The sequence below is a fragment of the Geodermatophilus sp. SYSU D00766 genome, from assembly GCF_054049915.1.
In genome coordinates this window covers 170,820-187,020 of sequence record NZ_JBJGYI010000005.1, presented here as the reverse complement: position 1 = coordinate 187,020, position 16,201 = coordinate 170,820, and the positions used below count along the sequence as shown (strand labels likewise).

The 16,201-nt window shown below is 75.3% G+C and carries 15 protein-coding genes; 7 read left to right on the top strand and 8 right to left on the bottom strand.

Features of this window, described 5'->3' with window-relative positions; translation table 11 throughout:
- The first annotated feature begins 88 nt into the window (after window positions 1–88).
- The 4 genes from ACI8AD_RS07075 to ACI8AD_RS07060 are packed head-to-tail and all read left to right on the top strand — an operon-like array spanning window position 89 to window position 4,139.
- Complete coding sequence (locus ACI8AD_RS07075; protein ID WP_456869819.1) at window positions 89–769, top strand: hypothetical protein; 681 nt, start codon at window positions 89–91, stop codon at window positions 767–769.
- The gene (locus tag ACI8AD_RS07070) at window positions 766–1,587 is read left to right on the top strand and encodes a glucose 1-dehydrogenase (protein ID WP_456869818.1); all 822 of its coding nucleotides are present in this window, start codon (window positions 766–768) and stop codon (window positions 1,585–1,587) included. Before ACI8AD_RS07075 ends, ACI8AD_RS07070 begins: the two co-directional genes overlap by 4 nt.
- Entirely contained in the window at window positions 1,584–2,513 is a 930-nt protein-coding gene (locus ACI8AD_RS07065) for a cyclase family protein (RefSeq protein WP_456869817.1), read from the top strand. The genes ACI8AD_RS07070 and ACI8AD_RS07065 overlap by 4 nt, the downstream gene beginning before the upstream one ends.
- 12 nt (window positions 2,514–2,525) lie before the next feature.
- Window positions 2,526–4,139 carry a GMC oxidoreductase gene (locus ACI8AD_RS07060; protein WP_456869816.1) on the top strand — a complete coding sequence of 538 codons (1,614 nt, stop codon included), beginning with the start codon at window positions 2,526–2,528 and terminating at the stop codon, window positions 4,137–4,139.
- A gap of 122 nt (window positions 4,140–4,261) precedes the next feature.
- Here ACI8AD_RS07060 and ACI8AD_RS07055 read toward each other — a convergent pair whose 3' ends face one another.
- The 3 genes from ACI8AD_RS07055 to ACI8AD_RS07045 are packed head-to-tail and all read right to left on the bottom strand — an operon-like array spanning window position 4,262 to window position 8,672.
- On the bottom strand, window positions 4,262–5,977 hold the full coding sequence (locus tag ACI8AD_RS07055) for an MOSC domain-containing protein (RefSeq protein ID WP_456869815.1): 1,716 nt from the start codon (window positions 5,975–5,977) through the stop codon (window positions 4,262–4,264).
- Between the two features lie 15 nt (window positions 5,978–5,992).
- Complete coding sequence (locus ACI8AD_RS07050) at window positions 5,993–7,258, bottom strand: cation:proton antiporter (RefSeq protein WP_456869814.1); 1,266 nt, start codon at window positions 7,256–7,258, stop codon at window positions 5,993–5,995.
- Between the two features lie 13 nt (window positions 7,259–7,271).
- Entirely contained in the window at window positions 7,272–8,672 is a 1,401-nt protein-coding gene (locus ACI8AD_RS07045; RefSeq protein ID WP_456869813.1) for a dihydrolipoyl dehydrogenase family protein, read from the bottom strand.
- 115 nt (window positions 8,673–8,787) lie between these two features.
- On the opposite strand from ACI8AD_RS07045, the gene ACI8AD_RS07040 reads away from it, so the two are divergent.
- The 3 genes from ACI8AD_RS07040 to ACI8AD_RS07030 all read left to right on the top strand — a co-directional run bounded on the left by ACI8AD_RS07040 (window position 8,788) and on the right by ACI8AD_RS07030 (window position 11,656).
- A complete protein-coding gene (locus ACI8AD_RS07040) occupies window positions 8,788–10,614 on the top strand; it encodes a glycoside hydrolase family 15 protein (protein WP_456869812.1) in 1,827 nt (608 codons plus the stop codon).
- A 51-nt stretch (window positions 10,615–10,665) separates the two neighbouring features.
- Complete coding sequence (locus ACI8AD_RS07035) at window positions 10,666–10,986, top strand: anti-sigma factor family protein (RefSeq protein WP_456869811.1); 321 nt, start codon at window positions 10,666–10,668, stop codon at window positions 10,984–10,986.
- A gap of 289 nt (window positions 10,987–11,275) precedes the next feature.
- Window positions 11,276–11,656, top strand: a complete 381-nt coding sequence (locus ACI8AD_RS07030; RefSeq protein WP_456869810.1) for an ATP-binding protein — start codon at window positions 11,276–11,278, stop codon at window positions 11,654–11,656.
- A 38-nt stretch (window positions 11,657–11,694) separates the two neighbouring features.
- On the opposite strand, the gene ACI8AD_RS07025 is transcribed toward ACI8AD_RS07030, so the two are convergent.
- From ACI8AD_RS07025 to ACI8AD_RS07005, 5 genes are all read right to left on the bottom strand, one after another.
- Window positions 11,695–12,168, bottom strand: coding sequence for a DUF7144 family membrane protein (locus ACI8AD_RS07025; protein WP_456869809.1), 474 nt, complete (start codon window positions 12,166–12,168; stop codon window positions 11,695–11,697).
- A gap of 79 nt (window positions 12,169–12,247) precedes the next feature.
- Window positions 12,248–12,961: a GAP family protein gene (locus ACI8AD_RS07020; protein WP_456869808.1), complete on the bottom strand. Its 714-nt coding sequence runs from the start codon at window positions 12,959–12,961 to the stop codon at window positions 12,248–12,250.
- Complete coding sequence (locus ACI8AD_RS07015; RefSeq protein WP_456869807.1) at window positions 12,958–14,706, bottom strand: SulP family inorganic anion transporter; 1,749 nt, start codon at window positions 14,704–14,706, stop codon at window positions 12,958–12,960. Before ACI8AD_RS07015 ends, ACI8AD_RS07020 begins: the two co-directional genes overlap by 4 nt.
- Window positions 14,693–15,367, bottom strand: a complete 675-nt coding sequence (locus tag ACI8AD_RS07010) for a GAP family protein (protein ID WP_456869806.1) — start codon at window positions 15,365–15,367, stop codon at window positions 14,693–14,695. Before ACI8AD_RS07010 ends, ACI8AD_RS07015 begins: the two co-directional genes overlap by 14 nt.
- Before the next feature lie 70 nt (window positions 15,368–15,437).
- A complete protein-coding gene (locus ACI8AD_RS07005) occupies window positions 15,438–15,923 on the bottom strand; it encodes a DUF1269 domain-containing protein (protein WP_456869805.1) in 486 nt (161 codons plus the stop codon).
- Window positions 15,924–16,201: the final 278 nt, after the last annotated feature.

Here is a 16,201-nt window from a genome sequence, read left to right as displayed (position 1 = left end):
CCGCGACAGGGCACTCCGGCCGCATCTGCCCAGGGACCCCGGGAGCCGGCCGGTGTAACGCCACGGCCCCCCGGTGCGACTCCGGGGCATGACGACGACGGCACCGCAGGTCCGGCAGGTCCTGGCGGCAACGCGGGAGAGCTGGCACCGGGTGGCCGAGCACGTCCTCGCAGCGGGGCAGTTCGCCGCCGCGGGCACCATCCGGCTGCGGGCGTGGCCCGGGGGCCTGGCCACGACGGTGGGTCTCGGGGACCGGCAGCTCGCCGTCGTGGGCGGCGAGCTCGTGGTCACCGGCCGCGACGGCACCCGCTCGGAGCCGCTGACCACGCTCGGCCGGGCGGCGCAGGTCGCCGGCGTCGAGCTCGGGCTGCGCGGCAGCTACGCACCGGCCACACCGGCCGACCCGGACGCGCCGCTGCCGGTGGACCCGGCCGCCGCCCGCCGGCTCGCCGGCTGGCTCGCGCTCGGTGAGGCGGCGCTGCGCCGCTTCGCCACGGCGGCCGGCGAGCCGGTGGAGCCGGTGCTGTGGCCCGAGCACCTCGACCTCGGCGTCACGCTCGGCGCGGTCAACTACGGCTGCTCCCCCGGCGACGAGGCCTCCCCGGAGCCCTACCTCTACGTCGGCCCGCACGGCGGACCGCCGGCCCGGGACGGGTTCTGGAACGCACCGTTCGGCGCCGCCGTCACGGCGGACCGGATCACCAGCACGCACGACGCCGTCCGGTTCTTCCAGCACGGGCGGTCACTTCTCCGAGGGAGCGGGACGTGAAGGGTCTGCAGGGCAGGAAGGCACTGGTCACCGGCGGCAGCTCCGGCATCGGGCAGGCGATCGCCATCCGGCTGGGCGAGGAGGGCGTCGACGTCGCCATCAACTACGTCGGCCCGCCCGACGGCGCCGAGGAGACCAGGGAGGCCATCGAGCACGGCGTCGAGATCTGCATGAAGGAGATGTCGGCCGCCGGCACCCGTCCCGTCCTCGTCGCCGCGGACGTCTCCCGGGAGGACGAGGTCGCGGCGATGTTCGAGCAGGTGCACGCGGAGTACGGGCGCATCGACATCCTGGTCAACAACGCCGGGATCCAGATCGCCGGCGACACCGACGAGCTCCCGGTGGCGGCGTTCGACAAGGTCCTCGCGGTCAACCTGCGCGGCGCGTTCCTGTGCGCGCAGCAGGCCATCCGCTCCTGGCTGCCGTCAGGGGGCGGCGGCAGCATCGTCAACGTCTCCAGCGTCCACCAGGTCATCCCGAAGCCGCGGTTCGTCGGCTACTCCGTCTCCAAGGGCGGTATGCAGAACCTCACCCGCACGCTCGCGCTGGAGTACGCCGGCCGCGGCATCCGGGTCAACGGCATCGGCCCCGGTGCCACGGTCACGCCGATCAACCGCTCGTGGATCGACGACCCGGTCAAGAAGCAGATGGTGGAGAGCCACATCCCGATGCGCCGCGCGGGTGGCGCCGAGGAGATGGCGGCGGCGACGGCGTTCCTCTGCTCCGACGAGGCCGCCTACGTCACCGGCCAGACGCTGTTCGTCGACGGCGGGCTGACCCTCTACCCGTCGTTCGAGACCACCTGGTCCTCGGAGTGACGACGCTGGACGACCGGCCGTCGGTCGAGGAGCGGACGGCGGGGTGGTTCCCCTCCCGGTGGGGCCCGCTCGACCAGGCCGGCGCGCTCAACGAGATCACGCCGGCGACGGTGCTCGCCGCCGTCGGGCTGGTGCGCGAGGGGCGGGTGCACGACCTCGCGCACGTGCTGCACGCCGACGTCCCGGCGTTCCCGGGGCGCACCTTCCGCTCCTACCTGACCACCAACGCCCACCACGTCAACCGGCGCCGCCCCGGCGGCGGCCCGGAGGGCTGGGGCCGCAACGCGGTGAACTGGGTGGTCGAGCAGATCACCGCCACCCAGCAGATGGGCACCCACCTGGACGCCCTCAACCACCTGCAGGTCGGCGACCGCACCTACAACGGGCACCGGCTGTCCGACATCGCCGAGGAGCACGGCACCAACCGGCTCGGGGTGGACACGCTGCCGCAGGTCCTCACCCGGGGGCTGCTGCTCGACGTCGCCGCGGTGCGGGGCGTCGAGCGGCTGGGCCCCGGCGACGTCGTCACGGTGGTTGACGCCGAGGCCGCCCTCGGCGGCCGGGAGCTGCGGCCCGGGGACGGGGTGCTGTTCCACACCGGCTGGGGCTCGCTGTGGGAGGACGGCGAGCGCTACTCGGCCGGGGAGCCGGGGCCCGGCACGGAGCTGGCCGGGTGGCTGGCCGCGCACCGCGTCGCGCTCACCGGCTGCGACACCTGGAGCTACGGCCCGGTGCCGGCGGAGGACCCGGACGAGCCGTTCGTGGTCCCCCAGACCCTCAACGTCCGGCACGGCGTCGTCGTGCTGGAGAACCTGCGGCTCGCCGAGGCCGCCGCCGACGGGCTGCGCGAGTTCCTGCTCGTCGTCAGCCACGCCAAGCTGCGCGGCGCCACCGGCGCCTGGGTCACCCCGCTCGCGATCACCTGAGGAGGCCACGCCATGGCCGAGCACGCCGACGTCGTCGTCATCGGTTCGGGTGCCGGTGGTGGTGCCGTCGCCTGGGCGCTGGCCCCCACCGGGAAGCGGGTGCTGGTGCTCGAGCGGGGCGACTGGCTGCACCGCGAACCGCAGAACTGGGACCCGCAGGCGCTGTGGGCCGACAAGCGCTACGCCAACAGCGGCCAGTGGACCGACGCCGCCGACGGCCGCCGGTTCACCCCGAAGCAGCACTACTACGTCGGGGGCAACACCAAGTTCTACGGCGCGATCCTCTACCGGTTCCGCGAGCGGGACTTCGGCCCGGTGCAGCACGTCGACGGCGTCTCACCGGAGTGGCCGATCTCCTACGCCGACCTCGCGCCGTACTACGACCGCGCCGAGCAGCTCTACCAGGTGCACGGCACCCGCGGCGAGGACCCCGACGAGCCGCCCGCCGCCGGGCCCTACCCCTGGCCGGCGATCAGCGACGAGCCGCGCATCGCCCAGCTGCGCGCGGACCTGACCGCCGCCGGGCTGCACCCGTTCTCGCTCCCGAACGGCATCCTGCTCGACGAGGCCGCGCCGCACCTGTCGGCGTGCATCCGCTGCGCCACCTGCGACGGCTTCCCGTGCCTGGTGAACGGCAAGGCCGACGCGCAGGTCATGACCGTGGAGCCCGCGCTGCGGCACCCGAACGTGACGCTGCGGACCCGGGCGCGGGTCGTGCGGCTGGAGACCGACCCCTCCGGGCGCAGCGTCGGCCGCGTCGTCGTCGACCGCGACGGGCAGCGGGAGGAGTACACCGCCGACGTCGTCGTGCTGGCGGCCGGTGCCATCAACTCCGCCGCCCTGCTGCTGGCCTCGGCGAGCGACCGGCACCCGGCGGGGCTGGGCAACGGGTCCGGGCACGTGGGCCGGCACCTGATGCTGCACAACAACTCCGGGCTGGTCGCGTTCTCGAAGACCCCCAACCCGACGCGCTTCCAGAAGACGCTCGGGGTCAACGACCTCTACTGGTCCGACCCGTTCGACCCCGACTGGGAGTACCCGGTCGGCTCGATCCAGATGAACGGCAAGAGCGACGCGGTCCTCATCGGCTTCGACGTCCCCGACGCGCGGGACCCGGGCGACCTGGCCCGTCACTCGATCGACTTCTGGCTGACCACCGAGGACCTGCCGCTGGACGAGAACCGGGTGAGCGTGGACCGCGACGGGGGCATCCGGCTGAGCTACACCCGCACCAACGCCGCCGAGGTGGCGCGGCTGCGGATGCGGCTGATGGGCCTGCTGGACTCCCTGCACTGCGAGCCGGACGTCTACGAGAACCGGCAGTACGCCGGGGGGCAGCTCGGCATCGGAGGGGTGGCCCACCAGAACGGCACCATCCGCTTCGGCCCGGACCCGGCCACGGCGCCGCTGGGCCTGGACTGCCGGATGCACGAGGTCGACAACCTCTACGTCGCCGACTCGAGCTTCTTCGTCTCCAGCACGGCGGTGAACCCGACGCTGACGATCATCGCGAACGCGCTGCGGGTGGCCGACGAGATCGCGGGCCGGCTCGGGGTCCAGGCCGCCGCGCCCGTGGGCCTGCCGGCACCGCGGGAGGCCGGTCCGGCCGTCGGCGTGGTCCGCTGACCCGGGCGCTCCTCCAGCCCCGAGATCGGCGGTCTCGTGGTGATCAGCCGCTGAAGGCCACGAGACCGCGGATCTCGCGGCCCGCCGCCGCCCGCCGCCGCCTGACCGCGGGCACGCCGCCCTCACAGGTCGAGGGTCACCGGGCCGGTCGGACGGGCGCAGCAGACCAGGACCAGCTCACCGCCCGGCGCCTCCACCGGTGCGGGGTCGTAGGCGACGGCGCCGTCGACCAGGGCGGTCTCGCAGCTGTGGCAGACGCCGGTGCGGCACGACCAGCGCACCGGCACGTCGCAGGCCTCGGCCAGTTCCAGCAGGCTGGCCCACCGCGCGGGGTCGAAGGCGGTGGTGACCCCTGCCCGCGCGAAGGTCACCGCCGCCCCGCCCGGCGCGGGGGGCTCCGGCAGGTGGGCCGGCGTCCCGCCTGCTGCCGGCGCCGTCCCGAAGGACTCCACGTGGACGGCGGCGCCCGGCACCCCCAGGGCGTCGAGCATCCGCCGCACGTCCGCGGCGAACCCGTCCGGCCCGCACACGTACGCGGCGTGGGAGGCGTCCACGCCCAGCTCGCCGAGGGCGTCCAGGGTGAGCCGGCCGGCCGCGTCCGCCGACGCCGCGGCGCCCGGGGCCGTGTACCGCACGTGCCGCACGGCCGCGGGCATCCGCGCCAGCGCCGCGTCGGCCTCCGCGGCGAAGGAGTGCTCCGCCGGTGAGCGGGCGACGTGCACCCAGACCAGCCGCCGCTCGGGCCGGGTGGCGGCCTGGGCGAGCAGGCAGCCGAGCACCGGCGTGACCCCGATGCCGGCGCTGAGGAGCACGGCCGGACCCGGGGCGTGCGGGTCGAAGCCGAAGCTCCCCCGCGGCGCCGCGACCTCCACCCGGGCGCCCACGGCGAGGGCGTGCACCAGGCCGCTCCCCCGGCCCTCGCGCTTCACCGAGATCCGCAGCTCCGGACCCGCCGGCACGGACAGCGAGTAGCTGCGGACCACCGGCCCGTCGGCGTCGGTCAGGCGCACGGACACGTACTGGCCGGGCAGCCAGGGGGGCGCCGCGCCGCTGTCCCCGGGGACGAGGTGGACCGAGACGACGAGCGCCGACTCGCGGACCACCCGGGTCACGGTGAACGGGCGGAACCCCGGGTACGCGGGATCGGCCGCGGCCTGCGGCGCCAGCCCCGCGTTGCCCGGCCGGTCGCCGGCCGCCAGCAGCTGCCGGAACGACTCCCGCCAGCCCTCCGACAGGGCCGCGACGCCGAGGGCCGCGCGCAGCGTGGCCTCGTCCCGCGCCGGCGTGTACAGCAGCTGCGAGACGCGGCGCACCGTCAGGCCGGCGGGGTCGCGGTGCACGACGCGGACCGGGTCACCCGCCCCGACCTCGCCCTCCTGCAGCACGCGCAGGTAGAAGCCGGGACGGCCGTGCGCGGTCAGCAGCGCCGGCATCCGCGGCTCGTCCAGGCGGATCCCGACCTTGTGGCAGGTGACCCGGGGTTGGGTGACCTCGAGGACCGCGCCGCCGATCGCCAGCCGGTCGCCGACGCAGACCTCGTCGTCGGCCAGCCCCTCGACGGTGAGGTTCTCCCCGAAGGTGCCGGGGTCGGGCAGCCGCCGGCCGAGGTGGCGCTCCCAGTGGGCGTAGGACTCCCGCTGGTAGACGAACACGGCGCGGTGCTCGCCGCCGTGACCGACGAGGTCGGCCTGTGCGTCGCCGTCGACGTTGAGCCGGCGCACCCACCGGCGGCCGGTGACGGGGGTCTTCCAGATCGCGGTCTCGACCTGCCTGCCCCGCCAGGGGACCGTGCGCGGGCGGCCGACGGACACCGCGACCAGCCGGCCGGACGGGGTCATGGGACCTCCGGACGATCAGGGCCGCGCCGGGCCTCCCCGGACCGGGCCGGCGTCCACGGCGCCGGCCTCGCGGGCCGGGGCCGGACGCGGCTCGGGGACCGCGGTCGTGGACGGACGGCCCAGTGTGCCGAGCGCGGCCGCGGGGAACACCAGCACCGAGAGCAGCCCGGCGAACACCAGCGCCGCGGCCGTGGTCGCCGACAACCGGCCGGTCTCCACGCCGATCTGCGCGGCGGTGACCAGGAACGGCAGCGAGGTGGCCTGGAGCAGGCCGGCGGCCAGCGAGCCGGCCCCTCCCAGCGTGCGGCGGTACAGGACCGCGGGGATCCCGCGGACGACGAGCAGGGCGACGAGGAACGCCGGCACCCGCAGGAGTGCGGCGGGCTCCTCGACCAGGCCGCGCAGGTCCAGCTGCACGCCGCTGCTGACGAAGAACACCGGGACGAGGAACCCGTAGCCGATGGCGTCGAGCTTGGCGCGGAACCTCGGGTGGGACGAGGAGTCCCGGTCGACCAGCCCCACCAGCGCGCCGGCGAGGAAGGCGCCCAGGATCACCTCCAGCCCCAGCCGCTCGGCGAGCGCGGCGAAGGCGACCAGCAGCAGCACGACCAGCCGGACCCGGATCTCGGCCGTGGTGTCCTGCAGCCGGACGAGGACGTCGCCGAGCCGCATCGACATCCGCACGCGGCCGACACCGACGGCGAGCACCACGACGAGGAGCCCGAAGCCCGCGAGGACGGCGGCGGTCGTCCCCGCGCCCCCACCGGAGGTGGAGAACAGCAGCGACAGCAGCACGATCGCGGCGAAGTCGGCGACCGAGGCCGCCGCGATGACGGTCTGCCCGACGGCGTCCCCCGCACGGCCGGCGTCCTTGAGCACCGGGACGACGAGGCCGAGCGAGGTCGCCGTCAGGGCGACGGCCAGGAACAGCGGCGCCGTCGTCCAGCCCGCGGCCTGCGCCGCCAGCCCCACCCCCACGGCGAGCACCGCACCGACCGCGTAGCCCAGGCCGGTGAGGGCGAGCAGCGGCCCGCGCAGCCCGCGCAGGTCGATCTCCAGCCCCGCCAGCATCAGCAGGAAGGCGAGCCCGAACAGGGCCAGGACCTGCACCGGGACGTCGGCCTCGACCCAGCCGAGGACCGACGGGCCGAGCAGCACCCCGGCGACGATCTCGAGGACCACCGACGGGATGCGCAGCCGCGGGGCCCACCCCAGCGCCAGCGGGACCGCCGCCGCGACGGCGGCGACGACGAGCAGGTTGGTGAACGACAGGTCGGGCACCGGGGGTCTCCCTTCAGACACCGGCCGCGTCGAGGGCGTGCAGCCAGACCTCGGCCACCGTGGGGAACGCCGGGACGGCGTGCCGCAGCTCGCTCAGCGGGAGGCGCGCGGCGACCGCCACCGCGGCCGAGTGCAGCAGCTCCTGGACGCCGCTGCCGGTGATCGTGGCGCCGACCAGCACGCCGGACGCCTCGTCCACCACCAGCCGCGTCGTGCCCCCCAGCCCGTCGCCGAGCACGTAGGCGCCGGGCACGTCGCCGGTGCCGACGTCGAGGACCCGCACGGCGATCCCCCGCTGCCGCGCCTCGGCAGCGGTGAGCCCCACCGCGCACACCTGCGGGTCGGTGAAGGTCACCCGGGTCACGGCGTCGCGGCTGGCGCGGTCGCGGACGTCCCTGCCGGTGATCACGTCGGCGGCGATCCGCGCCTGGTACTTGCCCATGTGGGTCAGCGGCGCGAGGCCGGTGCAGTCGCCGACCGCGTACAGCCAGCCGCCGGGGACGCCGGTGGCGCGCAGCCGGTCGTCGACCGCCACCGGCCGGCCGGGCTCGAGCCCGACGCTGTCCAGCCCGAGGTCGGCCGTCCGCGGCCGGCGGCCGGTGGCCACCAGCACCTCGTCGGCGGTCACCTCGCGCCCGGTGCTCAGCGTCGCGCGGACCGGCCCGTCGGCGCCGTCGCGCCGGATCCCGGTCAGCCGCGTGTCCAGGTGCACGGCGATGCCCTCCCGCACGAGGGCCTCCCGGACCTGCTCGCCGGCGAAGGGCTCCTCGCGGGGCAGCAGCGCCGGGCCGGCCTCGACCACGGTCACCTCCGCGGCGCCGAGCCGGGAGAACGCCTGGGCCAGCTCCAGCCCCACGGCGCCGCCGCCGAGCACGACCAGCCGCTCGGGGACCGCCTTGGCCGCGGTGGCCGCCCGGTTGTCCCAGGCGCCCACCTCGGCCAGCCCGGGCACCGGTGGCACCGCCGCGCCGCTGCCGGTGGCGAGGACGACCGCGCGCCGGGCCGCCACCGTCGGGCCGCCCTCCACCGACACCCGGCGGGGGCCGGTGAGCCGCCCCGTGCCCCGCAGCAGCCGGACCCCGTGGTCGGCCAGCCAGCGCTCCTGACCGTGGTCCATCCAGCCGGAGGTCATGAGGTCGCGCCGGGCCAGCGCGGCCGCCACCTCGACCGGTCCGGTCACGGCCGCCGCGGCGCCCGGCACCCGCCCGGCCGCGGCCAGCACCTCGCCCGGCCGGAGCAGCGTCTTGCTGGGGATGCACCCCCAGTAGGAGCACTCCCCGCCGACCAGCTCGGACTCGACCAGCACCGTGTCGAGGCCGCGGTCGGCGCACCGGCCCGCGGCCACCTCTCCCGCCGGGCCTCCCCCGACCACGACGACGTCGACCTCGAGCGCTGCGGGACGGATCTCGGACATCGGGCCTCCTCGGACTCGCTGCCGTCGTCCGCCACCCCGCGCCCGGCGTTACGCGTAACGGCCCGCCGGTCCGGCACGACTGCACCGGTGAGACCGCCGACCCCGGGAGACCCCCATGAGCTCGACCCCGATCGCCGACCACGCCTTCCTGTCCGACCGGCACTCCTGTGCGCTCGTCGACCGGGCGGGCACCGTCGTCTGGCTGTGCTTCCCCCGCTTCGACGGTCCGGCGGTCTTCGCCGCCCTGCTCGACGACGACGCCGGCCACTGGTCGGTGCAGCCGGAGGCGGAGTGGACGGCGACCCGCCGCTACGCCGGGCGCTCGCTGGCACTGGAGACCACGTTCCGGACGGCCGGCGGCGAGCTGCAGCTCACCGACGCCCTCGGCCTCGGCCCGGACAACCACGGGCACCGGCTGGGCACCGACGTCCCGCACGTGCTGGTCCGCCGGCTGGCCTGCACCTCCGGCGAGGTCGACGTCCTGGTCGACTACCGGCCGCGGCCGGAGTACGGGCTCATCGCACCGCTGCTGTCGCACGTGGACGGCGGGGTGGCGGCGCGGGGCGGGGCGGACTGGCTGGTGCTCACCGTGCCCACCGAGGCCACGCTGGCCGACGGGCGCGCCCGGGCGCGGCTGCACCTGCGGGAGGGCGACGTCGTCCACCTGGCGCTGCAGCGCAGCACGCTCGGCGACCAGGTGGCCGCGCACGTCTGGTCCCAGGAGGAGCTGGCCGGGCTGCTCGACCGCACCCTGACGTCGTGGGAGTCCTGGTGCGACCTGCACCAGTCCTACGACGGCCCGTGGGCGGACCTCGTGCACCTGAGCGGCCGCGTGCTGCAGGGGCTGTCCTACCAGCCCAGCGGCGCCGTGGTCGCCGCCGGGACGACGTCCCTCCCGGAGGGCGTGGGCGGGGAGCGCAACTGGGACTACCGCTACGCCTGGGTGCGCGACGCCAGCTTCACCATGGAGGCACTGTGGGTCGCCGCCTGCCCCGACGAGGCCGAGGACTTCTTCGCGTTCATGACCACCGCCGGCGCCGGCGGCATCGGCCCGGACATGTCGCTGCAGATCATGTTCGGCGTGGGCGGCGAGCACGACCTCAGCGAGCGGACCCTGGGGCACCTGCGCGGCTGGCGCGACAGCCGCCCGGTGCGGGTGGGCAACGGCGCGTGGGACCAGCGCCAGGTCGACGTCTACGGCGAGCTGCTGGGGGCCGCCGCCCGCCTCGCCGACCAGCTGCCGGCGCTCGACGACGAGACGCGGTGGTTCCTCGCCGCGTGCGCCGACACCGCCGCCGTCCGCTGGCGGGACGCCGACCAGGGCATCTGGGAGGTGCGCGGCGAACCGAAGCACTTCCTGTACTCCAAGGTGATGTGCTGGGTGGCCCTGGACCGGGCGATCGCGCTCGCTCCCGAGCTGCGCTGCGAGCACCGCGTCGACGAGTGGGCGAAGGTCCGCGAGGAGATCGCCGACACCGTGCTGCAGCAGGGCTGGAACGAGGAGGCCGGCGCCTTCACCCAGTACTTCGGGGGCACGGCCCTGGACGCCTCCAACCTCATGCTGCCGATCGTCGGCTTCCTGCCCGCGGACGACCCCCGGATGCTGGCCACCATCGACGCCGTCGCCGAGCGCCTGACCGACGAGCGCGGACTCGTCTACCGCTACCGCACCGAGGAGGGCGTCGACGGCCTGGCCGGGGAGGAGGGCACGTTCCTGCTGTGCACCTTCTGGCTGGCCCAGGCGCTGGCGCTGTCCGGCCAGGTGGAGCGGGCGCGCGAGGTGTTCGAGCGGGCCGCCGCGTTCGTCAACGACCTCGGCCTGCTGTCGGAGGAGGTCGACCCGGTCACCGGCGAGCAGCTCGGCAACGTGCCGCAGGCCTTCAGCCACATCGGGCTGGTGAACGCGGCGTGGGCGATCCACCAGGCCGAGCAGGCCCGGTGACGTCCCCCGCCCGCACCGTGTACCGCGACGCCGCGGGGGAAGGAGAGCAGCGTGGCTGAACCCCCGGCACCCCGACCGGCCGCCGGACCTGACGTCGTGGAGGTCGCCTGCAGGGAGTTCGTGGAGCTCGTCACCGACCACCTCGAGGGAGCCCTGCCCCCGGAGGTCGAGCGCGCCGTCGCCGAACACCTCGAGCTCTGTGACGCCTGCCGGGTCTACCTCGAGCAGATCCGCGCGACCACGGCCGCGGCGCGGGCGCTGCCCACCCCCACCCTCCCCGCGCCCGCCCGGGAGCGGTTGCTCGACGTGTTCACCGCCCTGCACGGCGACGGGTGGCCGCCGGGCTCCTCACCGTCGTCCTCGCCGTCCTGACGAGGCGGGCCGGTCGGCTCGGTGGTCACCGTCCGGCACCGGTCGTCGTCGCGGCGTCACGCCTCTCGGTGTCCTGACCGAACGCGAGGTGACCCCGAGCAACGGGGGGTTACGCTCCTGATCCGGAACAGAAACGGCCTGTGTGGGCGGTCCTGACCCCCACCCGGACCGTCCGCCCGGCGCCGGGGCGCTCACGCCCCGAGCCGCGCACGACCCGAGCCGAGGGTGACCCATGGAGCAGACGTGGTGGCCGCGACAGCCGCTCCCCCTGGCCCCCCTGTGTCCGCCCGTGACCTGGGACGTGGAGCTGCGCACGCCCATCGACCTCACGCTGGGGCGGAACGGTCTGCGGAGGATGGTCGGCACGGACTGGCTGCGACGCCGCGCGCCGGTGGACCTCGACGGACTGCTCCTGGTCTACGAGGAGCTGACCTCCAACGGCCTGCGGCACGGCCGGTCACCGGTGCACGTCCGCACCACCGCGACCGGCCGAGGGTGGTTCGTCGACGTCATCGACGCCGCGGTCGAGCAGCCGCCCGTGCCCGCCGTCGACCGCGATCCGGCAGACGGCGGCCTGGGCCTGCACCTCGTGGCCAGGCTGTGCCGGGTCCGCGGCTGGACCGTGGAGGACGACGGCAAGCACGTCTGGGCCTGCGTGCAGGCGGCCTGAGCGCCGAGCCCGAGGGGCTGCCGTCCGACGGCACCGGCTCAGGCGAGGGACTCCTCGATGTCCCGGCCGTGGGCCAGCAGTCCCCAGATGACCAGCACGTCGAGCGCGAGGACGACGATCGAGTAGACGGGGTAGACGCCGAGGTAGGCCAGCTGGGCGACGGCGTTCAGGCCGGCCAGGGAGGCCGCGGTCACCCGGACGCCGGGTGTCGGCCGTGCGACGAGCAGGGCGCCGAGGGCGAACAGCGCCACACCGAGCAGGAGGTGCACCCAGCCCCAGACGGTGAAGTCCCAGACGAGCAGTTCGCCGCCGGCCGTCACGGTGTAGTACTCGTCGTCGAAGATGGCGATGAGGCCGTTGATGACGTTGGCGAGGCCACTGATCATCGCCATCGCGCCGGCGAACCAGGCGATGCCGACCCAGGCCGTGGTGCCTCGCGTACCGACCGGGGTCCGCGCGGTGCCGGAGGTGCCGGTGTCCGTGCGCGGACCGGAGTGCTGACTGGTGGTCATGCGCCCATCGTCGGAACGCCTGCGGCCGGCGCCTCACCCATCGCGGGCGAGCGCGGTGCACGGGCGCCGCGAGGGGCCGTCAGAGTGCGTTGACGCCCTTGCCGAGCTGCATCACGCCGATGAGACCGATGACGACGGCGTTGACGACGTGCGTGCGGCGCGCGATCCAGGCCTGCAACCGCTGCAGTGACGCCGCGGCGCGGTCGGGCACGGCGAGGTACCAGGCGACGGGGCCGGCGACCGCCGCGCTGCCGATGACCACGAACACGGCCGCGGCGATCCACGCCCCGACCGCGCCGACGTCGATGGTGGCCACGTCGACGGCGGCGCCGACCGTGCAGGAGACGTCGACCGGGTTCAGCAGGAACGCCGCCGCTCCGATGAGGGCGCAGCGGCCCGGTCGGAAGCGCTCGACCGACGCCAGCCACGCCGGCAGGGCGGGTGCGGCGACGACGGTGGCACCCGCGGTGGGCGCGAACGCGGCCTGCAGCACCTTCGCCCGGCCCCGACGCCAGACGACCACGGCACCGGCCACCAGCAGCGCGGCCAGGACCAGGTGCAGCGGGCCGAGCCAGGCCGGCGGCCCGCCTCGTCGTCCTCCGCCGAACGCCCTCACCAGCGCGACGCCGGCCAGCAGCACCGCGACGGTGGCGGCGACCCAGCCGGCGACGAAGGCCGGCCCGTTGACCCGAGCATTGCGGGTGCCCAGCAGCGCCAGGAGCACCACGACGGCCAGCGGGCTCATCGCCACGCCGATGCCCTGGGCGACCAGCGCGCCCAGCAGGCCGGTCACGGGGCCGACCCCGTCCGCGGCCAGGCGGTGGCCTGCCCGTCGGCCACGGCGCCGTCCACGCTGTCGAACACCACGGGACGCTCCGCCTCCGCCAGGGCGCGGTGCAGGACGTCGCGCACCTGTCCCACCGGGTGGACGACGACCAGGTGCACACCGTCGCGCGCGAGGTCCCCGCGCAGCAGCTGCAGGGTCTCGGCGCCGGTCACGTCGATCCACGGCGTCGTCTGCCCGTCGAAGACGACCCGCTCGACGCCGGGGTCCCGCAGCGCCCGCACGGCGGCGCGCACGTGGTCGGCGTTGGCGAAGAACAGGCCGGACTCCAGGCGGAACACGACCGTGCCGGGAGCCTCCTCGGCGCCGGGGTGCCGCTCGAGGTCCACCCACGATCCACCCCGTTCGCCGCCGATCCGGCCCAGACGGGTCACCTGCGGCCGGGATGACCGGGCCAGGACCAGCAGCAGGGAGACGCCCACCCCGATGCACAGGCCCGGCAGCGTGCCGAACAGCAGCACGCCCAGGAGCGCGGTGGCCGCCGCCGCGAAGTCGGTCCGGGCGGTCAGCCACCGCGGCCGGCCGGCGCGCTGACCGGTCCACACCCGGTACAGCCGCCGCAGGGCGGCCACGTCGACCAGGTCGACGACCGCGGCCACCACGACGGCGGCCAGGGTCGCCTCGGGTAGCTGCTCGAACAACCCGGTGAGGAAGAGGAGGGTGAGCAGGGCCAGCACCGCGCAGGTGATGCCGGACAGCTGGGAGCGGGCACCGGCGGCACCGTTGACCGCGGTCTTGGACAGGCTGCCGTTGACCACCATCCCCGAGGCGAGGCCGGCGCCCACGTTGGCCGCACCGAGGCCGAGCAGCTCGCGGTCGGTGTCGACGTCGTAGCCCCGTCGGGCGGCGTAGGTCTTGGCCGCGCCCAGCCCCTCGGCGAACCCGACCACGAGGACGCCGAGCGCGGGCCCGACGAGGTCGGCGTAGTCGGCCGGGTCCAGACCGGCCGGCAGCCCCAGCTGCGGCAGGCCCGGCGTGATCGCGCCGACCACCTCCACCCCGCGGTCGGGCAGGTCGGAGACGGTCATGAGCAGCACGCCGGCCAGGACGACGACCAACGACCCCGGCAGGCGCGGCAGCCAGTGGCGCAGCGCGAGGACGGCGGCCAGGCTGCCGACCCCGACCAGCAGCGTCGGCAGGTGCACGTCGCCGAGACCACCCAGGACACCGGTGAGCTTGGGGAGGAACTCCCCCGAGACGCCCTCGACGCCCAGCAGCGCCGGCAGCTGGCCGACGATGATCGTCAGGGCCAGTCCGACGACGAAGCCCTTGAGCACGGGCTCGCTGATCAGGGTGGCCACGAACCCCAGGCGCAGCAGGCCGGCGAGCACACCGAGCAGCCCCACGACGAGGGCGAGCCCCGTGGTGAACGCGACGAAGTCCTCCCCGCCCGGCTCGGTGAAGGCGGCGACGACGCCGAACGACAGCGCGGCGGTGGCCGACATCGGGCCGACGACGAGGTGCCGGCTGCTGCCGAGGACGGCGTACAGCAGCAGCGCCGGCACCGCGGCGTAGAGGCCGACCACCGGAGGGACGCCGGCGATCGTCGCGTAGGCGAAGGACTCCGGGACCAGCACCGCCCACACGGTCAGGCCGGCGGTGACGTCGGCGCGCAGCCACCGCGCCTCGTACCCGGCCAGTGAGGCCGGCACGAGCACGCCCAGCCGCCGGGACCCCGGCTCACGCCGCGACACCGGCGATCCCGTGCCCGGCCACCACGGCGCCCATGACGGTGAGCAGCGTGCCCATGATCACGGTGTTCTCCTGCACCAGCCAGCCGTGCAGCCCGTCGAGCGGCTTGCGCATCCGCTCGGCCGCCACCGCGTAGGCCAGCACCGGCACGGCCACGGTCGAGGCGGCGAGGACGGTGTAGACCCCCACCGCCACCGCCGCTCCCCCAGCGCCGAGGCCCGCGGAGCCGACGGTGGACCCGGCGGCGAGGCACAGCCCCAGGTTCTTGGGGTTGATCCCGGACAGCACGGCGCCCAGACCGAGGGCACGGCCCGTCGTCACCTCGTCGATCGCGCTCATCCACCTCGGCAGCGCCGGTTGCTCACCGCGGTGCGGACGAGCACGGAACTGCGCGACCCCGGCCGCCAGGAGGAGTCCGCCGAGCACGACCTTCACCCACGACACGAGCGGCGACGGTCCACCGTCGGCCGGCTCGACGACGCCGGCCAGCAGCACGAACAGCGTCGTGACCACGACGATGCCGGCCACCCAGCCGAGCAGGAACCCGGCGCTGGCGCCCCGGGCGTGCGGGGCCAGCAGCATCAGGATGACGGCGATGACCGGCACCGGGCTGATGGCCACACCCACCGCGTACGGCAGCAGCTGCCCGAGCACCTCGCCCACGGTCCACCTCCTCCACCGCGGAAGGCACACCGGCGCCCGGCGGATCCAGGCACCGGTGTGCGGGAGCAGGTCAGTCGGCGAAGGCGGCGCGCAGCCGCTGCTCCTCCTCGCCGGAGAGGTTGGTCGTGATCAGGTGCGGGTGGTGCGGCTCGAACGCGGCCCGCACCTTGTCCCGGACGGCGTCCGAGGTCATCACGAACAGCGCCGAGGTGCCCGGGGTGACCTGGTCGCGGACCTCCCGGATGAAGTCGTCGTCGATCCCGACGTCCCCCATCGCCCCCGCGAGCGCCCCGAAGGCGGCACCCATCGCAGCGCCCAGCAGCGGGACGAAGAAGATCAGGCCCAGCAGCAGTCCCCAGAAACCACCGCCGAGGGCGCCGCCGCCCACGAGACTGTTGGCCTGGTGGGTCCTGGGCTTCTTCTGGTCGGGGTACCAGGAGACGGTCGCCGCGTCGTGCACGGTGATCAGTTCCTGCTTCTGGAGGTCGGTCAGGGTGTCGAGCGCCATGTCGGCGCCCTGCGGCGAGTCGAACCGCCAGACGGTCAGCGTGGCCATGTCGCCTTCTCCTCGGGGTGGGGACGTCGGGTGCCCACACCCTGGGAAAACACCCCCGCCGCTCCCTCACCTGTGGCGGATGAACGGCGCCCACACCGCGGGCCGGACCGGGCCCTGCCCGGAGTCAGTGACCCCTCACGCTGCGTGGTGCGCTGCCGCCCGGCGCCGCGTGTGCTCACCGACCGTGCATCCGAGGTCTTCCCCCGACACGAAGTCGTGTCGAAAGGTGGGACAGGGGCTGGGGGGCGGCCTCACGGACCGGATCGATCGAGAAGAGG

Coding starts and splice junctions, on each gene's coding strand:
- ACI8AD_RS07075 (WP_456869819.1), top strand. CDS start 89: ATGACGACGACGGCACCGCAGGTCCGGCAGGTCCTGGCGGCAACGCGG.
- ACI8AD_RS07060 (WP_456869816.1), top strand. CDS start 2,526: ATGGCCGAGCACGCCGACGTCGTCGTCATCGGTTCGGGTGCCGGTGGT.
- ACI8AD_RS07055 (WP_456869815.1), bottom strand. CDS start 5,977: ATGACCCCGTCCGGCCGGCTGGTCGCGGTGTCCGTCGGCCGCCCGCGC.
- ACI8AD_RS07045 (WP_456869813.1), bottom strand. CDS start 8,672: ATGTCCGAGATCCGTCCCGCAGCGCTCGAGGTCGACGTCGTCGTGGTC.
- ACI8AD_RS07040 (WP_456869812.1), top strand. CDS start 8,788: ATGAGCTCGACCCCGATCGCCGACCACGCCTTCCTGTCCGACCGGCAC.
- ACI8AD_RS07025 (WP_456869809.1), bottom strand. CDS start 12,168: ATGACCACCAGTCAGCACTCCGGTCCGCGCACGGACACCGGCACCTCC.
- ACI8AD_RS07005 (WP_456869805.1), bottom strand. CDS start 15,923: ATGGCCACGCTGACCGTCTGGCGGTTCGACTCGCCGCAGGGCGCCGAC.